Source organism: Rickettsia senegalensis, assembly GCF_056135685.1.
This window is the reverse complement of the sequence record NZ_JBVYTQ010000001.1, coordinates 786,716-806,651: the sequence shown is the minus strand read 5'-3', so window position 1 is coordinate 806,651 and position 19,936 is coordinate 786,716. Positions and strand designations below refer to the sequence as shown.

Here is a 19,936-nt window from a genome sequence, read left to right as displayed (position 1 = left end):
AAAAATAAATGACTAATACTAAAACTTTAGAAGAAAATATTAGCTTTGAAGAAGCTTTAAAAGAGCTTGAGGAAATTGTTAAAAAAATAGATAACGGACAAGAGAGTCTAGAGACGGCAGTTAATAGCTTTGAAAGAGGTATTTTACTTAAGAATCATTGTGAGAAAAAACTAAAAGAAGCTCGGTTAAAAATTGAAAAAATTACTAAACTTGCTGATTCTACAGTGGTCTTAGAAGAGACTGAAGTGTAGCTCGCAAGGCATTACCTGTCTGAATAGCTAGTCGTCATTCCCTCGCAAGGCGTTGTTGCGTGGAGATTAAAAAAAGTCAATATAGCGCTTAGAGTATAAAAATAATTAAATTTTATATAATTCTAAAAGCTATATTGAGCTTTCCCAAGGGCAATCATTTCATTTAATATATTTATCTTAGTAATTACTTCGTTTTTTCTTCCTTTCTCTGTTTTTTGTTGTAAGTTAAAGCCAAACGTTCGCTTCAACCTAAACATAAACGATTCAACCCTTGACCTTTGATGATAGCCGCTATTAATTTTCGGTCGTGCCTCCGTATTGCAGTTTAGAGTAAATAGTCTATAATCCTCAAACAGTAATAAGAGAGAATTATAGTTAAGGAGTTATGGCAAAAATAGATGTTAAGTGTAGATATTGTAACAACACAGAAGAAGTAATAAAGTCAGGATATTCAATTTCAAAACAACAGAGATATCAATGCAAGCGGTGTAATCGATATTTTTAATTGGAGTATATTAATAATGCATCTAAGCCTGGAGTTAAGGAGCAAATAGTAGAAATGTCAATCAACGGCTCTGGAGTTAGAGATACAGTAAGAGTATTAAAAGTGGGTATCAATACAGTTATCCGTGTTTTAAAAAAATCTAGTATTAAAAAACAATAAATCATTCTATCAGTACAACAGAAGTAATTATTGCTCCTGAGATAGATGAACAATGGTCTTATGTACAGAATAAATCCAGACAACGATGGCTTTGGTATGCCTTGGATAAGATTTCGTTAAAAGTAGTTGCTTATACGTTTGGTACAAGATGTGATAGCACATTAGAATCATTACTGAAAAAACTAGAGAATTTCAAGGTGACTTTTTACTATACAGATGGATGGGGGAGTTATGCTAGGTTATTAGACCCTAAAAAGCATATTATCAGTAAAAAATACACTCAACGGATAGAACGAAGTAACTTGAACCTTAGAACGAGATGCAAGAGGCTTGCACGTAAGACAATCTGCTTTTCCAAGTCATTGGATATTCATGATAAGGTTATTGGTACTCTTATTGAACGTATAGCTTTTTAATAGGCATAACTGCAATATGGAGGCATGACCTAATTTTCCATGCTTTTAAACCTTCATCAAAATTTTTATATTCTCTAATTCCTTTTATTACTTTATCTCTGTAAGCTAAATGTTCTTTCTCTACCTTGCTTTTATTCTTTAATTCATCTTGTGACTTGGCACCCCCCCAAAAAAACAGGTCATGCCTCCATATTGCAGTTATGCCTATTAAAAAGCTATACGTTCAATAAGAGTACCAATAACCTTATCATGAATATCCAATGACTTGGAAAAGCAGATTGTCTTACGTGCAAGCCTCTTGCATCTCGTTCTAAGGTTCAAGTTACTTCGTTCTATCCGTTGAGTGTATTTTTTACTGATAATATGCTTTTTAGGGTCTAATAACCTAGCATAACTCCCCCATCCATCTGTATAGTAAAAAGTCACCTTGAAATTCTCTAGTTTTTTCAGTAATGATTCTAATGTGCTATCACATCTTGTACCAAACGTATAAGCAACTACTTTTAACGAAATCTTATCCAAGGCATACCAAAGCCATCGTTGTCTGGATTTATTCTGTACATAAGACCATTGTTCATCTATCTCAGGAGCAATAATTACTTCTGTTGTACTGATAGAATGATTTATTGTTTTTTAATACTAGATTTTTTTAAAACACGGATAACTGTATTGATACCCACTTTTAATACTCTTACTGTATCTCTAACTCCAGAGCCGTTGATTGACATTTCTACTATTTGCTCCTTAACTCCAGGCTTAGATGCATTATTAATATACTCCAATTGAAAATATCGATTACACCGCTTGCATTGATATCTCTGTTGTTTTGAAATTGAATATCCTGACTTTATTACTTCTTCTGTGTTGTTACAATATCTACACTTAACATCTATTTTTGCCATAACTCCTTAACTATAATTCTCTCTTATTACTGTTTGAGGATTATAGACTATTTACTCTAAACTGCAATACGGAGGCACGACCAATTTTTATTCTCAAAATTTAGATAGCTTGGTTTTTCCATAACTTATGATATATTTATAATTAATAATTTATAACTACAATTTCAATATAAGTAAATAAATCTGAAGCTTGTAAAGCTAAGTAAGTATTTTACATAAACTTTAATTTAAAATTGTATGATTAAGAAAATAGTACAAAATACGAAAACTTTGCATGTACGCCCTAATGGAAGATCAGCGGATTACATAACTCCTAACTTTATATATGGCTGTGCAGGAGGTTGTAGAAATAGTTATTGTTATGCAATGCGTCACAACTATGAAACATTATATATAAATGAAAATATAGATCAAATACTTGACGTATTAGATAAACATGTAGCAAGTTTACCGACTAAAATTTCCAATCAAACAGATTCTAAATATTGGACATATGATATAGGTTGTTCTACCGATGTAAGTCTGCATTGGAAACACACTAATTGGTTAAAGATATTTAATTTCTTTAAAGAACATCCGCATGCTAAAGCAACTTTTGCTACTAAATATGTTAATCATAAACTACTTAATTTTAATCCTGAAGGCACAATAAGGATTAGATTTAGTTTGGTGCCGGCAAGGATAAGTAAGATATTAGAGCCAAAAGCGAGTCCGATTATCGAGAGAATAAAAGCGGTGAATATTTTTATTGAAGCAGGTTACGAAGTTCATCTAAACTTTTCTCCTATTATTGCTTATGAAGGCTGGCTTACCGAATATACAAAGTTATTTGAAGATTTAGATCAATACATAAACAACCAATATAAACCGTTTATAAAAGCGGAATGTATATTTTTAACACATAACGAAAAGCAGCATGAAAGAAATATTGCCTCAAATAGATTAGAGAGTGAAGCCTTAATTTGGCAACCAAATATACAGGAAAATAAAGTAAGCGAATATGGAGGCAAGGCTGTACGTTATAAAGCCGGTATTAAGAGTAATTTTATCAAACGATGGGGTATGTTGCATGACAGGTTACTCCCTTGGAATCAAATCCGATATATCTTCTAACCCTTCTTATTTAAAAATTACAGTTATAAATAAAAAATCACTTGCATGAAAATAAACCTATGATATGTTTCTTCACGTTGAGTTTCAATTTTATCTTCCATAAAAATAACCCAATACTATTATCCCTCAGCTAATAGTGGATATAGTGCTAGTTGAGGACAAAAGTAAAAATATAAAAAACAAGTAAAATATCGAATAAGCAAAAAATCGTTTAGCTTGTTTGTTATCATAGGTGTCATAGAATAAAGAACCGGAATAATATAGAAATACTAACCCAAGAATACCGGAAGTTATTAAATATATAAAATTATTCATTCCGATAAAAAAAGGCATTAACGAAACAATAAATAAAAGGGTGCTGTAAATTAGAATTTGTTTCTTAGTATATAAATTCCCTTTTACTGCAGGCATCATCGGTACTCTACAGTTTTTATAATCATCGTTACAGAATAAAGCAAGAGCCCATGAATGCGGTGGCGTCCAAATAAAAATAATCAAAAATAATATAATCGACTCTAGAGATATAGTATTGCTTACCGCTGCATAACCTATCACAGGAGGTAATGCTCCCGATACTCCGCCAATAACGATATTTTGTATAGAACGACGCTTTAACCAAATAGTATAAATACAGATATAATAAAAAATAGTGAATAGCAGTAAAAAGGACGCAAGTAGATTAACGCATAAAGCCATAAAAAATACTGCAAAAAATCCCGTTATCAAACCAAAAGATAAAGCCTCATCAGATTCTATAGCACCTCTGACAATAGGTCTTTTTTGAGTACGTTTCATTAAGCTATCGATATCTCTATCGTACCACATATTAATTGCTCCTGCACTACCCGCCCCAAGAGCTATGCAAACAACTGCAATACCGGCAATAAAAGGATGCACGGAATAAGGAGCAAGCCATATACCTACAAAACCTGTAAAAATCACAAGCGACATCACACGTGGTTTCATAAGTAAAATATAGTCTTTAACAGTACTCTGTGAATGATTGATTTTATCTAAATTGATTGGTGTTACTAAAGAACTCATATGAAATATTTTTTAATTAAATATAAAAAGTTTTAGGGTAAAAATCAATGATTGACTTTGATATAAGAAATGTATATATTTTCTTGTAATTCAAATATAAAGTTAAGGATATTATCAGTGACAAAAGTTGTTCGTTCTAAATATAAAGCTAGTAGAAGACTTGGAGTAAGTCTATGGGGTGATAGCAAGGATGCTTTCAATACACGAAATTATCGTCCAGGACAGCATGGACAGAATACCATGATTAAAACTTCAGATTATGGTTTACATTTAAAAGCTAAGCAAAGATTAAAATGCCATTACGGTCGTGTCACTGAAAAACAATTTAGAAATATTTTTGCACTTGCTCAAAAAATGAAAGGTAATACTGGTGAAAACTTCATTGGGTTACTTGAAAGCAGACTTGATACAGTTGTTTATAGAATGAATATAGCTCCAACTATTTTTGCTGCAAGACAATTAGTTTCACACGGGCATATTAAATTAAACGGTAAGAAAGCCGATATAGCAAGCATACGACTAAAGGAAGGTGATGTTATAGAAGTCAAAGAATCCGTAAAACAAATACCGCTTATCCAAGAATCTGTTTCAAAACAAGGTCAAACAATACCAGGCTATTTATCATTTGATGTACCTTCATTAACCGGTAAATATTTAAGAGTTCCTGCTCTTTCTGATGTTCCATATCCTTTTGAAGCAGAAGTTCATTTAGTAATCGAGTTATATTCTCGTTAATAATTACAAAAAGGCAGGTTTTATTTATCTGCCTTTTTACTTTCTTCCCTACTCCTACATTTTTCCTTTATACTATAACACAACTTATCACCTAATTTGGCAGCGTTTATTAAAGATAGATTAGTTAAGCATTTAACGTCTGAGCTAAGAAGAAAAAACTGTAAATTTTGACGTAGCAAGAATGGATTGACACGCTTCTTTCAGTTGCTCAAAAGATATTGTTGCATGGATCAATTTCACCTCTATCACCCCATGGCTTGACTAGAGTTGTTGCACGGCTCAAAAAAAACGTACGATGTCATTCCCGCGTAGGCGGGAATCCAGAAAAAAAGTATACATACAGAAAATTTTTGAAATTAAGAGCTCGATTTATCTCGCTTTATAGTGGATTCCTGCTTTCGCAGGAATGACATCGGCATCCACGCAACAACGCCTGCTTGCAATGATGATATCTATTTTTAATAAACAATGCTCCATATATAATAATTGTTTCTACTTGCGTATTATTTTTAAGAACATATAATGCCATTTTTTTAATAAAAATTAATAATTATGGCATTCTCTTTTTTATTTCGTAAAAATCTAGTAATAAAATCTTTTTCTAACTTAGGCTATGATATAGATGATATAATATCTACAATCTCATCTAATAAGGTAAATTTTAATAAAAATAATGCTGCTTCTACCTTTTCCAAGAAGTTAGCATATGGAACGCATTTAATAATTAGCGGTATCACTGGTTTTATTGTAAATGGGACAAAAGGAGGTGGTATTTTTGTTTCGGCAACTCTTGCTGATGAAATCTTAATAACCGAAGGGTATTTTCAGAAACATTATCTTACTTCTGCCACATTTAAAGGAAGTTTAATCTACCCTATTACTACAAATCTCATCACGACTTTTCCTAATTATTCAGTACTAATTTATTTAACTTCTACAGCTGTAATATTAAGCTTAACATATTATGGGACTGATTTCTTAAATTATCAGGAAAATTTAAAAGAAATTCAGACAAACTTAACTCCTAATATTAGGGTAATTGACCCTAATAGGTAACCCCCCAAAAACAATCGACAAAAGGAGTAGAATTTTCTAGAAACAAAGGAGGAGATTCTATAAATGACAATATCAAAGCACAGTGATAGCCAAATCATGTCTATCTTAAAGCAAGCGAGCGGTGGGATGCCTGTAGCGTCTATACTGAGAGAGCACAAAATACCATCAGCGACATTTTATAAATGGAGATCAAAGTATGGTGGTATAGCTTTACCGATGATTACTAAATTAAAGGAGTTAGAATCGGAAAATGCACGGCTTAAAAAGATGTATGCTGAGGAAAGGCGGTCATGCCTCCATATTGCAGTTACGCCTATTAAAAAGCTATACGTTCAATAAGAGTACCAATAACCTTATCATGAATATCCAATGACTTGGAAAAGCAGATTGTCTTACGTGCAAGCCTCTTGCATCTCGTTCTAAGGTTCAAGTTACTTCGTTCTATCCGTTGAGTGTATTTTTTACTGATAATATGCTTTTTAGGGTCTAATAACCTAGCATAACTCCCCCATCCATCTGTATAGTAAAAAGTCACCTTGAAATTCTCTAGTTTTTTCAGTAATGATTCTAATGTGCTATCACATCTTGTACCAAACGTATAAGCAACTACTTTTAACGAAATCTTATCCAAGGCATACCAAAGCCATCGTTGTCTGGATTTATTCTGTACATAAGACCATTGTTCATCTATCTCAGGAGCAATAATTACTTCTGTTGTACTGATAGAATGATTTATTGTTTTTTAATACTAGATTTTTTTAAAACACGGATAACTGTATTGATACCCACTTTTAATACTCTTACTGTATCTCTAACTCCAGAGCCGTTGATTTGTAGAAGTCAAGATTTAATCTTACAGACATTATAAAAATTATATCTGAATGTCTGATAAGTTATGACTGTCAGATGAGTATTCAAGATATAAGATTTCGTTATTCTTTTCAACAGCTAACTTTTTACTATCCATAAAAGTCTGCATAGGTGTTTTTCCATAGCAATATTTACCGGAATGCGGTCTTTCATTATTATAATATTCTAGCCAAATATCAAGATCTAGTTGTAGATCATCAAGATCAGTATAGATCTTTTTACGCATAGCAGTATCAAAGAATTCTTGTTTCATAGTTTTATTAAAACGTTCACACATACCATTTGTTTGAGGAGAATATGCTTTAGTAGTAGTATGCTCAATACCCTCAATGCTTAAGAACAATTCAAAAGCATGATGTTCTATATTACCTTTATACTCACCACCTCTATCAGTTAAAATACGAAGTACTGGTATTTGCTGACTCTCATACCATGGTAACACTCTATCATTAAGCATGTCAGCAGCGGTAAGTGCTGTTTTATCAGTATATAGTTTAGCCTCTGCAACCCGAGTGTAACTATCAATAAACACTTGAGAATATACCTTGCCTATGCCTTTAAAATTACCTACATAATATGTGTCTTGGCATCCTAGATAACCTGGATGCTGTGTATCAATCTCACCATGAGCTTCTTTCTCGCTACGCCGTTTCTCTAATACTTGTAACTGAGCTTCGGTAAGAACAATACCATCCTGAGCCATTTTGGCTTCTAATGCTTTAAGTCTTTTATTGATATTATTTAAATCATTACGTAGCCAAATAGATCTAACTCCTCCAGGTGATACAAGAATACCAGTCTTTTTAAGCTCATTTGATACTCGCAGCTGACCATAAGCGGGGTATTCTATTGCCATATCTAATACTGCTCTCTCTACGGCAGGATCAACTCTATTCGCTATAATTGGCTTCTTCCGACTAATCTCATATAATGCTTCTTCTCCTCCTGTTTCATATAACTCTTTAAACCTATAATAACTGTCTCTACTGTAACCCATAGCTTTATATGCTGACGATATACTACCAAGACTCCTAGCTAATTCTAGTAATCCTATTTTTGGCTTTATTATTTTTTGATTTAGATTCATCTCTAATCCTCCATTTAATATTATCTTAATTTTACTAAATGTAAGATTAAATCTCAACTATTACATTTGATTGACATTTCTATTATTTGCTCCTTAACTCCAGGCTTAGATGCATTATTAATATACTCCAATTGAAAATATCGATTACACCGCTTGCATTGATATCTCTGTTGTTTTGAAATTGAATATCCTGACTTTATTACTTCTTCTGTGTTGTGACAATATCTACACTTAACATCTATTTTTGCCATAACTCCTTAACTATAATTCTCTCTTATTACTGTTTGAGGATTATAGACTATTTACTCTAAACTGCAATACGGAGGCACGACCAGGAAAGGCTAAGAGCTGATATATTAAAGGAAGTACTTGAAAAAAAAGTTAGGAAGCCATCTCAAAGGCGGGAGATGGCTAAAATAATATCTGGAGAAAAAGATATTTCTATAAGGAGTGCATGCAAGATCTTTGGTGTCAGCGAAACATGCTATAGATATAAAAGGAAGCTATCATCTGAGGATGATATTATAGCAGGCCAGCTAATGCGTTTAGTAGGTGATCAAAAGAACTGAGGCCTTGGCCTCTGCTTTTTATATTTACGTAATATCAAAGGTTTTGGTTGGAATCATAAACGTGTATACAGGATATATAAGGAGCTAGCCCTTAATATGAGAATAAAGCCTAAGAAGAGATTACTTAGAGCAAAGCCTAAAAAGCTTATAGTGTCTAAAACAATAAATGATTGCTGGTCCATGGATTTTATGCACGATAGTTTAGAGAATGGTAGGAAATATCGTTTATTTAATGTGATTGATGACTTTAATAGAGAGAGCCTTGGTACTGAGACTGATTTTTTATTGTCAGCAGGAAGAGTTATCAGGTCACTAGATCAAATTATAGAATGGCGAGGTAAGCCAAAATCTATACGTTGTGATAATGGACCTGAATATATCAGTAAATTATTGAGCAAGTGGGCAAAAGAAAAGAATATCAAGTTATTATTCATTCAGCCAGGCATGCCTCAGCAAAATGCATATATTGAAAGATATAATAGAACTGTAAGATATGATTGGTTAAATCAGTATTTATTTGTTAATATACAAGAAGCACAGGATCTTGCAACTCAATGGCTTTGGTCTTATAATAACGAAAGACTTAATATGGCTATTGGCGGTATAACACCAATACAAAAATTAGCTCTCGCAACTTAACTCTCTACTCTCTATTGCGATTAAAAATGGGAGGATTACCGTATCGCAAGAGAGAATTACAAAATTAATAGAGGCACTTTCTTCTGAAGATAAAAAAGGAATAACATGGTCTACTAATGATACAAATGATGAACTTGTAATTTCTGATTATAACCTAATTATAGAAGAAAGAACTATTTTGAGCTTTGAAAAATTAGTATTAAAATTAGGAGCACATTATCTTCTTTCAGCTTCCTCAGGAAAAGGCAAAACCACTTTTTTAAAGAGTTTAGTAAATTGTATTGCTGACTCATGCCATAGTGCTGGTGAAATTTCCATACCTACCTATTATCAAAATCCAAAAATAATATTTATTGATCAGAATAGTTACATACCTGCTCAATCTACTTTATTTGAAGTAATAACCTCTGGTCTTGATCAATCAATCATTAAAAGTAATAAACAATCATTAGAAGAAAAAATTAACACACTATTTATAAAATTGGATCTAGCTACATTAATTACGCACTTAAGTGATAAAAATTATGATGTAATAAATGCACCAAGCGGCGGTCAAAAGAAAAAAATTGGAATCATTAAAGCTATAATTTCAAACCCTAAAATATTAATTTTAGACTAGGTGTTTGCCAATCTGGATAAAATATCTATAGAAAATGCACAACAAGCTTTAAAAGAATTTTTACCAGAAACTTTAATGCTTGTAGTACATCATGACGGTAAATCTCATGATTATAATAATTTTTATAATCAGTATATAAATCTTGAAGATTTGTACGCTGAAATAAACTTATTAGGAGAATAGCTATTCTATTCACTCCTATATACTGTATATACTAAATCTAGGTGTTCAATTATGGGAGTTTTTTAAGATTTCTTTATAGACTTCAAGGTTTTTTCTTAGCATCAGATCAAGAGAGAAATTATTAATTACCGTATGTCTTGCTGCTTCTTGGATTTTCTTAGCAGTATCAGTACCTAAAATCGAGAAGCAATAATCGATTTTCTCTGCTAACACTTCGGCATTATTCGGTTCTACGTGGAAACCAGTTATATTATTATTTATCGTTTCTACTGCCCCGCCGATATTAGTTGCAATAACAAGCTTCTCCATCGCCTGCCCTTCTATAATAGTACGTCCGAAAGCTTCAGGCTCGATTGAGGCAGAAACGATAATATCGGAAATCCCATATAGGTTTATTATATCCGAATCATTACCGAAAATTTGAATTTTATTTTGAAGCTTTAGAGTAGATATAAGCTCTTTGACTCTATTAGTAAAATTGGGATGTCTAGATATATCGCCAACCATCAAACAATAAAAATCTCTATGTTTTAACTTACTTAATGCTTCTACTAGAACAAGATGTCCTTTCCAGCTTGTCATTCTAGAAGGCATTAATATTATCGGCACGTTACTCGGTGCATCATATTTATCACGACATTTTTTAAGTTTTTCGGGCGTTAAATTTGCCGGATCAAAATAATCACAATTTACTCCACGCTCAATTACTACTATTTTGTCTTCATCAATTTTATAGTTTTCAAGCAAATGTTGTTTTACAAAATTGGATACAGCAATAACTTTCTCGCCTTTGAGCATTATGCTATTATAATATTTTTTAAAACTATTCGGAATATTATAAACCCCATGAAAAGTAGTCAGAAATTTAGCGTTCGTCCATTTTGTTGCTAGATATGAACTCCATGCCGGTGCCCTTGATCTTGTATGAACTATATCAACATTATATTTTTTGATTATTTCTGCTATCAATTTTGCATTATTCAGAAATACAAAAGGGTTTTTACTGCTACTATTCATTTCAATATGCAATATATCTTCCTTATCTAACTCTTGAACTAGAGTACCACCTGCTGAAATTATGATAGGAGTATAACCGAGAATTTTAAGATATTTTGCAACTTCTATAGTACCTCTTTCAACCCCTCCCGAGACTAGAGCAGGAACTACTTGCAAAATAGTATATTTATTGTATCGTTTACTTGACTTTAATGAAGGCATTAAATCTCAATCTATTAAAATAATTATTTAAAATGCACAAGCTTTATAATAAAACACAAGACAAATTTATTGTCTATGATAATTATAGAATAATTAATACAAATATTCCATCTGTAATTTTTTTACACGGCTTGATGTCTAGTATGCAATCAACTAAGGCTATCTATTTAATAGATTATTGTAAAAAAAACAATTATAATTTTATTGTTTTTGATAATTTCGGCCATGGAAACGCATCGGGACGATTTGAGGAGCAAACAATTAGTGATTGGTTAGAAGGAGTATCAATAATTTTAGACAAATTAATTGATACGAAGGCAATATTAGTAGGTTCGAGCATGGGAGGATGGTTAGCACTTCTTGCAGCTTTAAAATTCCCTGATAAAATAAAAGGGCTTGTGTGTTTAGCTCCCGCTTCCGATTTTACTGAAGATATTTGGCAAAATATATCTCTAAACGATCAAAATAAGATGCAAAAAGAGGGAATATTAGAAGTAAGAGGTAAAAATTGTGAGCATAAATATGCTATAAGCTATAAACTGATAGAAGATGCAAAAAAACATTTATTATTGACAAAGAAACAGATTGAGATAAATATACCGGTACATCTAATTCATGGAATGTTAGATGAAGACGTGCCTTATAATGTTTCAGTAAAATTATTAGAACAAATAACAAGTAAACAAATAGTAATGAAGCTAATTAAAGACGGTCACCATAATTTATCTAGAGAAGAAGATTTAAAGGTAATGACAAATTCCTTAGAAGAAATGATAAGTGACGTTACAAAATAAATAATAGATACCCGTAGTTATTTAAAACTTTGTTGTATGAATTAGACAACTTGCTTTATATCATTCCCGCGTAGGCGGGAATCCAGAAAAATAACATTAATGTTGATATAGTTAAGTTACATATTTGATAAAATAAACGTATACAAAACAAGTTTTTTATATGTTTTACTGGATTCCCGCCTACGCAGGAATGACATAAAACGATTCACATAGATAATATCCAAGGGTAATAACACAATCTAGATTTTAAACCATAAATAAAAAATAAAGAGTATGTATAGTAAAATAAATAAAGTTCATGATTTTAAAGAAGTTATAGAAGCGGTAAAACAAGCCGATAATACTAGCTTGGTGCTTTTTGATGTAGACGAAGTAATTGTAATGGATAGTGATGAATCTAGGTTAACACATGATTATAGAAAAGCATTAATGAATAACATTGAAAAAAGACTTACTAGAAAAAAATGTGAATTATTACTTAGCGTTATTCTTAAAGGAAAAAAATCTAGATTCGTTAATTTAGATATTTTAAAAATATTTACTCTACTTAAAGAAAAAAATATTCCGGCAATGGGGCTTACTAAACTTCCTACCGGTAAATTCGGCGTAATTGAAGATATGATCGAATGGAGAATTCGTGAACTCACTGAATTAAAGGTAAATTTTCAAGAATTTTCACCTTTAGAAGATGAAATAACAATCGAGGATTTTAATATCGGTTACGGTAAACCTACATTAAAAGATGGCATAATTTATACTGCGGAATATGATAAAGGAAGCGTACTTGAATATGTATTACGCAAAACAGATTATTATCCGCAATCAATAATATTTATTGATGATATAGAAGAAAATTTACTATCATTACAAGAAATTTGTAAGAAACTAAAAATTAACTATCAAGGATTTGAATTTATGGGTTCTGCTATCGTTCCTGAACCTGATCTTGATGAACAATTAGAAAAAATCAGATTTGAAATTCTAGAAAAAGAATATAAATGGTTAACGGACGAGGAACTTAAAAAACATACTTTGTCATAACTTGGAGGTATTGTTGCGTGGAGCGGTAAATCCAATATGTCACCCCGTGGCTTGACCTATAGTACCGGACAGTTTTTAAAAAGTTCTCTATGTCATCCCTGCGAAAGCAGGGATCTATGCTAAAAAAATCTTGATTTCAAAGATTTTTTTATTAGATAATTTTTTTTCAAATAAAGCTTTTTTAAAGCTCGATTTATCTCGCTTTATTTTGGATCCCTGCTTCTGCAGGAATGACATAAAGTGAAAATTGTCTGGTACTATAGGTCAAGCCACGGGATGACAGAGGTGGAATACATCCACGCGGGCAATACCTAACGCAGACAAGCTAACTAGATGACACCTATTCACTTTAGAGTATAATATTATGCCTACAAAGCTCATTGTTCTTTTTACCTTACTTATCTCACTTTCTATTATGGCAAGTAAAAAGGAAGAAGAAATTATAGGAGTAAAAGCAACTAAAGTACAAATTGCCGAACTTTACGACATATTTAATATTGTAGGGCAATGTCAGAATGATAATAGCCGTGATTATTATGCTAATGCCATTGGAGTAGTTGAAAAAGTCTCAGCACATCAAGGAGAAATAGTAAAGAAAGGAGATATATTGCTAGTTATAGATAAAAACATAGCAGAAACCACTAAATCTAGAGCAGCAGCTTTATTAAATACAAAACAAGAAGATTATAATAGAAAAGAAGTTTTATTTGCTAAAAAATTTGTAAGCAACGGGGAATATAAAAGGTCAAAAAGCGAACTTGAAGATGCTAAATTTAATTATTCCAAAGCTCTAAAAACATATAACGACATGATAATTACTGCACCCTACTCCGGTAAAATAGGCGTAATTAAGTCTATGGTCGGTGATGAAGTAAAAATAGGCGACTATCTTTTTAGCATTACCGGAACAGAAAACTCACAAAGTATTTTTATTGAATTGCCAGAATCTTTAAGCGGAAAAGTTGGAGTCGATACTGAAGTTTTAATTGCAGGAAAAATTAAAAGTACAATCGGGGCAGTATCACATTACTTATCAGATAATGGTACTTTAACAGCTAAAATTATTTTACCTATGGGGACAAAAATCCTGCATAATAGCTTCGTAGATGTTACGCTTATAATTAATCCTCACAAAAATCTAACCGTTCCTGAAAGTTGTATTCAACGAAATAATCAAGGTAACTTTATTTATAAAATAGACGGTGATACGGTAAAACAATTATATGTAAAAATCGGCACACGTACAGGAGGTTTAATTGAAATTACCTCTAAGGATATTAAAGAAGGGGACTTAGTCGTTACCGAAGGTATGACTAAAATCGGCGACGGCTCAAAAGTTAAAATAATTGAGGAATAGTTATCTATATACTTCGAGTAAATGAAAAGTTGGTATACGAAGATCAACTTAAAAAGAGCAGGGAATCCACAAGACGAGGAGCGGAGCGTATACTTAATACGTGAGCACCGCAGTACTTGTAGGATGACGTAACCAATTTTTGAAGTTCATCGAGTATACATATTTTTAATCCATCTCTGTATTCTAGAGATCGTTGCTTTTACTCCATTATATTTTATAGAGTAAATAGCTAGCCTAATCAAACTTGGGGCAATAGAAAAGCCTGATCGTATTTTTTTTATTATACCATTAGAATCATTTTCTGTAATGTCAGAATTCTCTTTTATTAACTTTAATTGAATTATGGCTTTGGATAATAAGTTAGCCGTTAGTGAGCTATATTTACTTAAATAATTATCATTAACAACGTACGCAGCAATATTTATTAACCCTTGAGAATATTTAGTAGGGTTTATAAATGCATTATTACCGTTAACGCGGAATTTAGATAACGCCTTATTAATACCTCCTACTAAATTCTTACTTGCAATAGAAATCCAAATACAACAATCTTCGCCAATTTTAATATTTTCAGGAAATAAGTTTTGCCTAAATAACCAAGTCCTACCCATCACTGTTGTTGTTGTTATTGTACAGGTTTGGATAATTTGTGGAAAAACTTTACCACTAACATTACCGGAATCCACAAAACATATATCCTTTCCTTCTTCATCTATTCTTTGATATGAAGTATGAGAAAATACAAAATTATTTTCCATCATAAATCCTAATTGAGTTTCTATTTTATTTGGCATAAATAAATCATCTGAATCAAGAAAGGCAATATATTCTCCAGAAGCCTTTTTAATTCCTAAATTACGAGCGGATGCAGGTCCTTCATTTTCTTTACGGAAATATTTTATCCTCTTATCTTTTTTACATATTTTAGTTAATTCTGATATATCCTCTGTTGATCCATCATCTATTACAAGCACTTCAAAATTGGCGTGGGTTTGAGCAAGTACGCTTTCTATAGCCTCTATAGTCCAATTTATCCTGTTATATATAGGAATAATCACGCTAACTTTAGTTTCTTTCAAATACTTATTCGCCATTTCTAGAGCTAGTTTTTCTGATTTTTTATATTGTGTATGATTTTTTAAAAAGGCTACGGTATCAAATAAAAACGCAGCTATGGAACCTTTTCCCATTATTAGCATTTCTTCTTCTGTTAACTCTTTTAAAAAACCTGACCATAATTCTTCGCATTCTTCTAATTGATTAATCTCAGTACGACTAGTTTGTGCTAAATGCTGACGACACTTTACAAGAACTTCAGAATCAAAATAAATATGTGCTATACGAAAAAGTTTAAACCATAAATTATAATCTTGAGTATATTTTAGCGATTCGTCAAATACCCCTATCTTCTTAAAATATTTTGCAGGTATCAATAAAGCACAGCCGTATACTAATCCTCGCAAAACCGGAAATAATGATATATTTAATTTTTCTTTTGGATATTTATCATCAAGTCTTATAAAGCCTAGTAAACGAGAATTTTCATCAATTAACTCATAACCACAATAAACAACAGTATTTTTATTATCTAATTTACTTAATATATTAATTTGATGTTCAATTTTATTAGGATAATATACATCATCATGACTAAGCCATGAAAAATACTCACCTTGCATATTTTTTATGCCAATATTTAACGCCGAGGCGCAACCTCCGTTCTCTTTAGAAAAATAATGTATTTTATCACCGTACGATAATGCAATTTCTTCTGTTTTTCCATTGTCTTTAGAACCGTCATTAACAACAATAATTTCAATATTTTTGTAAGTTTGAGCTAAGGCACTGTCTATAGCTTCACACATATAATTAGCACCGTTATATACGGGAATAATAATCGAAACTAGGGGGGAATATGTATTTTGTTTCATCCAACTAACTTTTGAGCATGAGGAATTAATCTAATTAATATACTAATTAGCAAGCTAATTATAAAAGTAGCGATGCCCAGAATTAAACTTCCTATTATTGGAGAATATATAGGGTTCAGTATAGGAATTACTAATATTTGCACTTTTAATTTTTCTATAACTAAAACATGAAAAAAATATATGAAGAAACAATTGTTAGAAATACATTTTAATAGCTTATTATAATAAACCTGCACATTAACTTTTTGTAATACTACACATATTTCTATAGATGCGATTATAACATTTGGTGTTAAATATACATATGCAGTTTCATCAGGTACAGAAGAATTTATATTTAGTTTCCAAGTTATAATAAAAGTGATAATACTTCCTATTAAATATAAAATTAGCCAATAATATATAGGAAATTTTAAACCGATATTTTTTCTTATTAAATATGCACCTAAAACCGCATAACCGGAATAATTGAGAAAATTACTAATTGCCATCCAATTTGTTATCGATAAAAAGTAATAAGAATTAACACTATTAATTACAAACCATAATATTAAAAAATAACAAGCAAATTTTGTATCTTTAATCATTTCATTAACAATTAAAGCAAGAATTGGAAATAGTAAACAAACCCCAAGCATATAATAAACAAATTCTAGACGATACATTGCAGGTTCATGAATTATACTATTTAATATAGAAAAAATATTAAACTTTTTTCCGATATTATAGTAAACCCAATATTTATATAAAATGCTCCAAAATATTAATGGAATTAATAACCTTTTTACTTTATGCCATAATTTTTCTATCGGCATAGTATTTTGAAGCACTAAAACACCTGACAATAATATAAACAAAGGAACAGCCACTCTAAAAAAAGAATTTATAAAATTAGACAGTATAAAATTTTTAGAAAAAGGTGAAGAGGAATATTCATAGAATAATGAAGCTATCGAATGAATTATAATTACCATGAAAATAGCTAAAGACTTGGTTAAATCTACCCAAACTATACGACTATTATTTATTTTCATTATCGTTTATATTTAAAAATTTAAGGAATGTTTCTTTCATATGCTCTAACGTAAAATCTCGTAAAAAACATTTTGAACCGTTTGTAGCAAATTTTTTATAAGAATCCTCATCTGTTATTACCTTTTCAAGCTCATATATTATTTTATCGGCAGCAAGAGAATTACATAAATATCCTGCATTATTTTCTGTTATATATTTGCTTGGTGAAGAATAATCAGGAGCATGGCAAAAAACCGGTCTACCGGAAGCAAAATATGTAACTAATTTTGAAGGGAAACTCGTACTAGACTCTTTGCGAAATTCTTCAGAAAACCAGTAAGGCATATAAAGAAGATCTGACTCATTAAGTAAATTAATAGTTTCTTCTTGAGAACACCATCCTAAATACTCAAAATTAGCAGGTAGTTGTGTAAATGCTTGAAAACCTCCACCCATTATCCGAACTTTAATTTTCCTACCCGCAATAATCCAGTTAGCTTGATTAAGAGCATTAATAAGACTTAACCATTCAGCTTGAGCATAAAACTGCCCAGCCATACTAATTATAAATTCATTTCTATTATGAGGCGATGCAGCTGGCATGCGTGCTAATTCTTTTGGTAACCCTGCAATGACCGGTATGGTAGACATATTATATTTAGCTTCATAACTTTCAGACATTGCCCATGACGCAGTAGCACAACAAGTGCTATATTTAATTACTTTATCAAATTCTTTTAAAAGCCTTTTTTGAGTAAACTCATCAATTTTATTATCCCGAAGCCACCATTCAAAAGGATCCCATATTTGAGTAAATAAAGGTAAACCTAATTTAAATGCAAGTATTTTTGTCAAACGAATAATTGTTTGACCTTCTAATACTACCCATAATGCAGTCACTTCTTGTTGTTTTGCAAATTCAATAATTTTAGGTAGTAGATTGTATTTTACCTGTGCAGCATTAAACAACTCAAAAGTAAAAGATGATATATCGCTCAAGGGACCCTTTAATATACGCAATGCACTTTCTCTAGGCTTTTGTAATATTAAATGAGGAATTTCTTGTAAATCCTCTGGTATTATTGGATTTAAAGCTGGATTAAGAATTGAACAAATAGCAATCTGTTCAACAGGTAAAAACTTTACTAAACGATTTAGTACTAAACCGGCAGTAAAATTTTGACAAGGTGGCATATCAGTTAAAAGTAAAACTTTCATTTGTTGACAATATTTTTATATAATTCAGCTAAATGTTTTGCTTGTGTTTCTTCATTATAATATAATTCAGCTATTTCACGACCTTTCTTACCGCGTTCAGCTCTTTCATTAGGATTATCAATAAGATTTTGTAATGCTTGATATAGAGCTTCACTATCATTTAACGGTACAGATATACCTACCTCAGGTGCATAAACTACCTCAGGTAAAGCAGTTTTATCAAAAACTATTACCGGCTTACTGCATGCTAATGCTTCTACTGCCATCATTCCAAATGATTCTGCAATAGATGGCATTAAAAAAATGTCGGATGCTACTAATGCGTTTCTTATAGTTTCTTCATTATTAATCCATCCAAGATTAATAATTTTAAAGCGATTTTCAAACTTTTTTAATAAATTATAATTACTACCTAACGTCAGAAGACACACCGGTTGTTTAGTTTCAATTTTTTCTAAAGCCTGAATTATATGCTGTAATCCTTTAAAAGGATTATCGTCTGACCTAAAACATATTACCAGCATATCTTCAGATATTCCAAATTGCTTGCGAGCTTTAGGTGCAACATCTGGTGAGAAAAATTTTAAATCTAAACCAAAAGGAATTTGATGAACTGATACCTCTTCAAATAAAGGAGATAATTTAACCATGTCATACATCCATTTGGAAGCAACGACTAATTCAAACTTAGCATTTTTATAAGCTTGACGTTTGTAATCAAATAGTAATTTTGTGTTATCTTTTTTTAAGGGAAAAGGAATTGTAAGATCAGGACACTCTCCACATCCTATCATCCAACGTTTACATTCAAATGGATGAATACAGTGACCAGTCATTGCCCAAGGATCATGCAAAGTCCATATAGTTGGCTTTAAATCTGTGATCATTGATAAATCACTAATACTAAAGTAACCAGAATGTATGATATGAAGATGTATTAAATCCGCCTCTTGAAAAGTCGGCATTTTTATTATTTTTGGAACATTACGATATAATATAGACTGTAGAGACGTCTGCTTTTCTATTAATTGTAGGATTTGGTTTATCTTTCTAGGTATTATATCTTCAAATGTTAGCACCTCAGGATCTTGAGTATCTTTAGTCCATACTAAATGCTTAGATTCAATACCGTATTTTTTTAAAATCGGCGTTATAGACAAACCATGAAACCTACGCCCTGGAGATTCATAGCCATTTATTTGCAATATTTTCATT

Annotated in this window: 21 protein-coding genes and 3 pseudogenes; 12 read left to right on the top strand and 12 right to left on the bottom strand. The window is 31.4% G+C overall.

Translation table 11 applies throughout. The annotated features are described in order from the left end of the window. Positions 1-8: 8 nt before the first annotated feature. Positions 9-251: an exodeoxyribonuclease VII small subunit gene (locus AC0ODJ_RS04315; RefSeq protein WP_008580037.1), complete on the top strand. Its 243-nt coding sequence runs from the start codon at positions 9-11 to the stop codon at positions 249-251. A 122-nt stretch (positions 252-373) separates the two neighbouring features. On the opposite strand, the gene AC0ODJ_RS04310 is transcribed toward AC0ODJ_RS04315, so the two are convergent. After that, on the bottom strand, positions 374-508 hold the full coding sequence (locus AC0ODJ_RS04310; RefSeq protein ID WP_474465039.1) for a hypothetical protein: 135 nt from the start codon (positions 506-508) through the stop codon (positions 374-376). Positions 509-636: 128 nt separating this feature from the next. Between AC0ODJ_RS04310 and AC0ODJ_RS04305 the strand changes: the two are divergent. Continuing rightward, positions 637-1,331 (top strand): annotated as a pseudogene (locus AC0ODJ_RS04305) (IS1 family transposase). A 207-nt stretch (positions 1,332-1,538) separates the two neighbouring features. On the opposite strand, the gene AC0ODJ_RS04300 reads toward AC0ODJ_RS04305, so the two are convergent. Then, positions 1,539-2,233 (bottom strand): IS1 family transposase gene (locus AC0ODJ_RS04300; RefSeq protein ID WP_240466735.1). Its coding sequence is split into 2 segments (ribosomal slippage): positions 1,539-1,960 and positions 1,960-2,233, totalling 696 coding nucleotides; the frame shifts between segments, so codons are not numbered across the junction. A 237-nt stretch (positions 2,234-2,470) separates the two neighbouring features. On the opposite strand from AC0ODJ_RS04300, the gene AC0ODJ_RS04295 reads away from it, so the two are divergent. Next, a complete protein-coding gene (locus AC0ODJ_RS04295) occupies positions 2,471-3,346 on the top strand; it encodes an SPL family radical SAM protein (protein ID WP_474465086.1) in 876 nt (291 codons plus the stop codon). Between the two features lie 126 nt (positions 3,347-3,472). Here AC0ODJ_RS04295 and cyoE read toward each other — a convergent pair whose 3' ends face one another. Further along, on the bottom strand, positions 3,473-4,390 hold the full coding sequence (gene cyoE / locus AC0ODJ_RS04290) for a heme o synthase (protein ID WP_474465084.1): 918 nt from the start codon (positions 4,388-4,390) through the stop codon (positions 3,473-3,475). Positions 4,391-4,507: 117 nt separating this feature from the next. On the opposite strand from cyoE, the gene rpsD reads away from it, so the two are divergent. The 3 genes and pseudogenes from rpsD to AC0ODJ_RS04275 form a co-directional block, all read left to right on the top strand. Next, positions 4,508-5,125: a 30S ribosomal protein S4 gene (rpsD, locus tag AC0ODJ_RS04285; RefSeq protein ID WP_218460783.1), complete on the top strand. Its 618-nt coding sequence runs from the start codon at positions 4,508-4,510 to the stop codon at positions 5,123-5,125. 552 nt (positions 5,126-5,677) lie between these two features. Next, positions 5,678-6,181, top strand: a complete 504-nt coding sequence (locus AC0ODJ_RS04280; protein WP_256621450.1) for a hypothetical protein — start codon at positions 5,678-5,680, stop codon at positions 6,179-6,181. Between the two features lie 63 nt (positions 6,182-6,244). Beyond that, a pseudogene (locus tag AC0ODJ_RS04275) lies at positions 6,245-6,466 on the top strand (transposase); the annotation flags it as partial. A 31-nt stretch (positions 6,467-6,497) separates the two neighbouring features. Here AC0ODJ_RS04275 and AC0ODJ_RS04270 read toward each other — a convergent pair. The 4 genes from AC0ODJ_RS04270 to AC0ODJ_RS04255 are packed head-to-tail and all read right to left on the bottom strand — an operon-like array spanning position 6,498 to position 8,389. After that, positions 6,498-6,887 carry an IS1 family transposase gene (locus tag AC0ODJ_RS04270; protein ID WP_474465724.1) on the bottom strand — a complete coding sequence of 130 codons (390 nt, stop codon included), beginning with the start codon at positions 6,885-6,887 and terminating at the stop codon, positions 6,498-6,500. Between the two features lie 26 nt (positions 6,888-6,913). Then, a complete protein-coding gene (locus AC0ODJ_RS04265; RefSeq protein ID WP_474465721.1) occupies positions 6,914-7,012 on the bottom strand; it encodes an IS1-like element transposase in 99 nt (32 codons plus the stop codon). A gap of 40 nt (positions 7,013-7,052) precedes the next feature. Beyond that, on the bottom strand, positions 7,053-8,138 hold the full coding sequence (locus AC0ODJ_RS04260; protein WP_121834048.1) for an IS481 family transposase: 1,086 nt from the start codon (positions 8,136-8,138) through the stop codon (positions 7,053-7,055). Positions 8,139-8,191: 53 nt separating this feature from the next. Beyond that, complete coding sequence (locus tag AC0ODJ_RS04255; RefSeq protein ID WP_474465083.1) at positions 8,192-8,389, bottom strand: IS1 family transposase; 198 nt, start codon at positions 8,387-8,389, stop codon at positions 8,192-8,194. Between the two features lie 69 nt (positions 8,390-8,458). Here AC0ODJ_RS04255 and AC0ODJ_RS04250 point away from each other — a divergent pair. The 3 genes and pseudogenes from AC0ODJ_RS04250 to AC0ODJ_RS04240 form a co-directional block, all read left to right on the top strand. After that, a pseudogene (locus tag AC0ODJ_RS04250) lies at positions 8,459-9,346 on the top strand (IS3 family transposase); the annotation flags it as partial. Between the two features lie 178 nt (positions 9,347-9,524). Beyond that, entirely contained in the window at positions 9,525-9,965 is a 441-nt protein-coding gene (locus AC0ODJ_RS04245; protein WP_218460947.1) for an ATP-binding cassette domain-containing protein, read from the top strand. Next, the gene (locus AC0ODJ_RS04240; protein ID WP_474465081.1) at positions 9,966-10,148 is read left to right on the top strand and encodes an ABC transporter ATP-binding protein; all 183 of its coding nucleotides are present in this window, start codon (positions 9,966-9,968) and stop codon (positions 10,146-10,148) included. Positions 10,149-10,193: 45 nt separating this feature from the next. Here the strand turns inward: AC0ODJ_RS04240 and AC0ODJ_RS04235 are convergent, their stop codons facing one another. Beyond that, positions 10,194-11,366 carry a glycosyltransferase family 4 protein gene (locus AC0ODJ_RS04235; protein ID WP_218460944.1) on the bottom strand — a complete coding sequence of 391 codons (1,173 nt, stop codon included), beginning with the start codon at positions 11,364-11,366 and terminating at the stop codon, positions 10,194-10,196. A 32-nt stretch (positions 11,367-11,398) separates the two neighbouring features. Between AC0ODJ_RS04235 and AC0ODJ_RS04230 the strand changes: the two genes are divergently transcribed. The 3 genes from AC0ODJ_RS04230 (at position 11,399) to AC0ODJ_RS04220 (ending at position 14,558) form a co-directional block, all read left to right on the top strand. Then, positions 11,399-12,160 carry an alpha/beta hydrolase gene (locus tag AC0ODJ_RS04230; RefSeq protein WP_218460943.1) on the top strand — a complete coding sequence of 254 codons (762 nt, stop codon included), beginning with the start codon at positions 11,399-11,401 and terminating at the stop codon, positions 12,158-12,160. Positions 12,161-12,433: 273 nt separating this feature from the next. After that, a complete protein-coding gene (locus AC0ODJ_RS04225; RefSeq protein WP_218460942.1) occupies positions 12,434-13,201 on the top strand; it encodes a DUF2608 domain-containing protein in 768 nt (255 codons plus the stop codon). Positions 13,202-13,562: 361 nt separating this feature from the next. Continuing rightward, on the top strand, positions 13,563-14,558 hold the full coding sequence (locus AC0ODJ_RS04220; RefSeq protein ID WP_218460945.1) for an efflux RND transporter periplasmic adaptor subunit: 996 nt from the start codon (positions 13,563-13,565) through the stop codon (positions 14,556-14,558). A gap of 146 nt (positions 14,559-14,704) precedes the next feature. Here AC0ODJ_RS04220 and AC0ODJ_RS04215 read toward each other — a convergent pair whose 3' ends face one another. The 4 genes from AC0ODJ_RS04215 to AC0ODJ_RS04200 are packed head-to-tail and all read right to left on the bottom strand — an operon-like array spanning position 14,705 to position 19,935. Continuing rightward, positions 14,705-16,489 carry a glycosyltransferase family 2 protein gene (locus tag AC0ODJ_RS04215; protein WP_218460941.1) on the bottom strand — a complete coding sequence of 595 codons (1,785 nt, stop codon included), beginning with the start codon at positions 16,487-16,489 and terminating at the stop codon, positions 14,705-14,707. Next, positions 16,486-17,523, bottom strand: a complete 1,038-nt coding sequence (locus AC0ODJ_RS04210) for an acyltransferase (RefSeq protein WP_218460940.1) — start codon at positions 17,521-17,523, stop codon at positions 16,486-16,488. The genes AC0ODJ_RS04215 and AC0ODJ_RS04210 overlap by 4 nt, the downstream gene beginning before the upstream one ends. Next, the gene (locus AC0ODJ_RS04205) at positions 17,510-18,721 is read right to left on the bottom strand and encodes a glycosyltransferase (protein ID WP_218460939.1); all 1,212 of its coding nucleotides are present in this window, start codon (positions 18,719-18,721) and stop codon (positions 17,510-17,512) included. The genes AC0ODJ_RS04210 and AC0ODJ_RS04205 overlap by 14 nt, the downstream gene beginning before the upstream one ends. Continuing rightward, positions 18,718-19,935, bottom strand: a complete 1,218-nt coding sequence (locus AC0ODJ_RS04200) for a glycosyltransferase family 4 protein (protein WP_218460938.1) — start codon at positions 19,933-19,935, stop codon at positions 18,718-18,720. Before AC0ODJ_RS04200 ends, AC0ODJ_RS04205 begins: the two co-directional genes overlap by 4 nt. Between the last annotated feature and the right edge of the window lies 1 nt (position 19,936).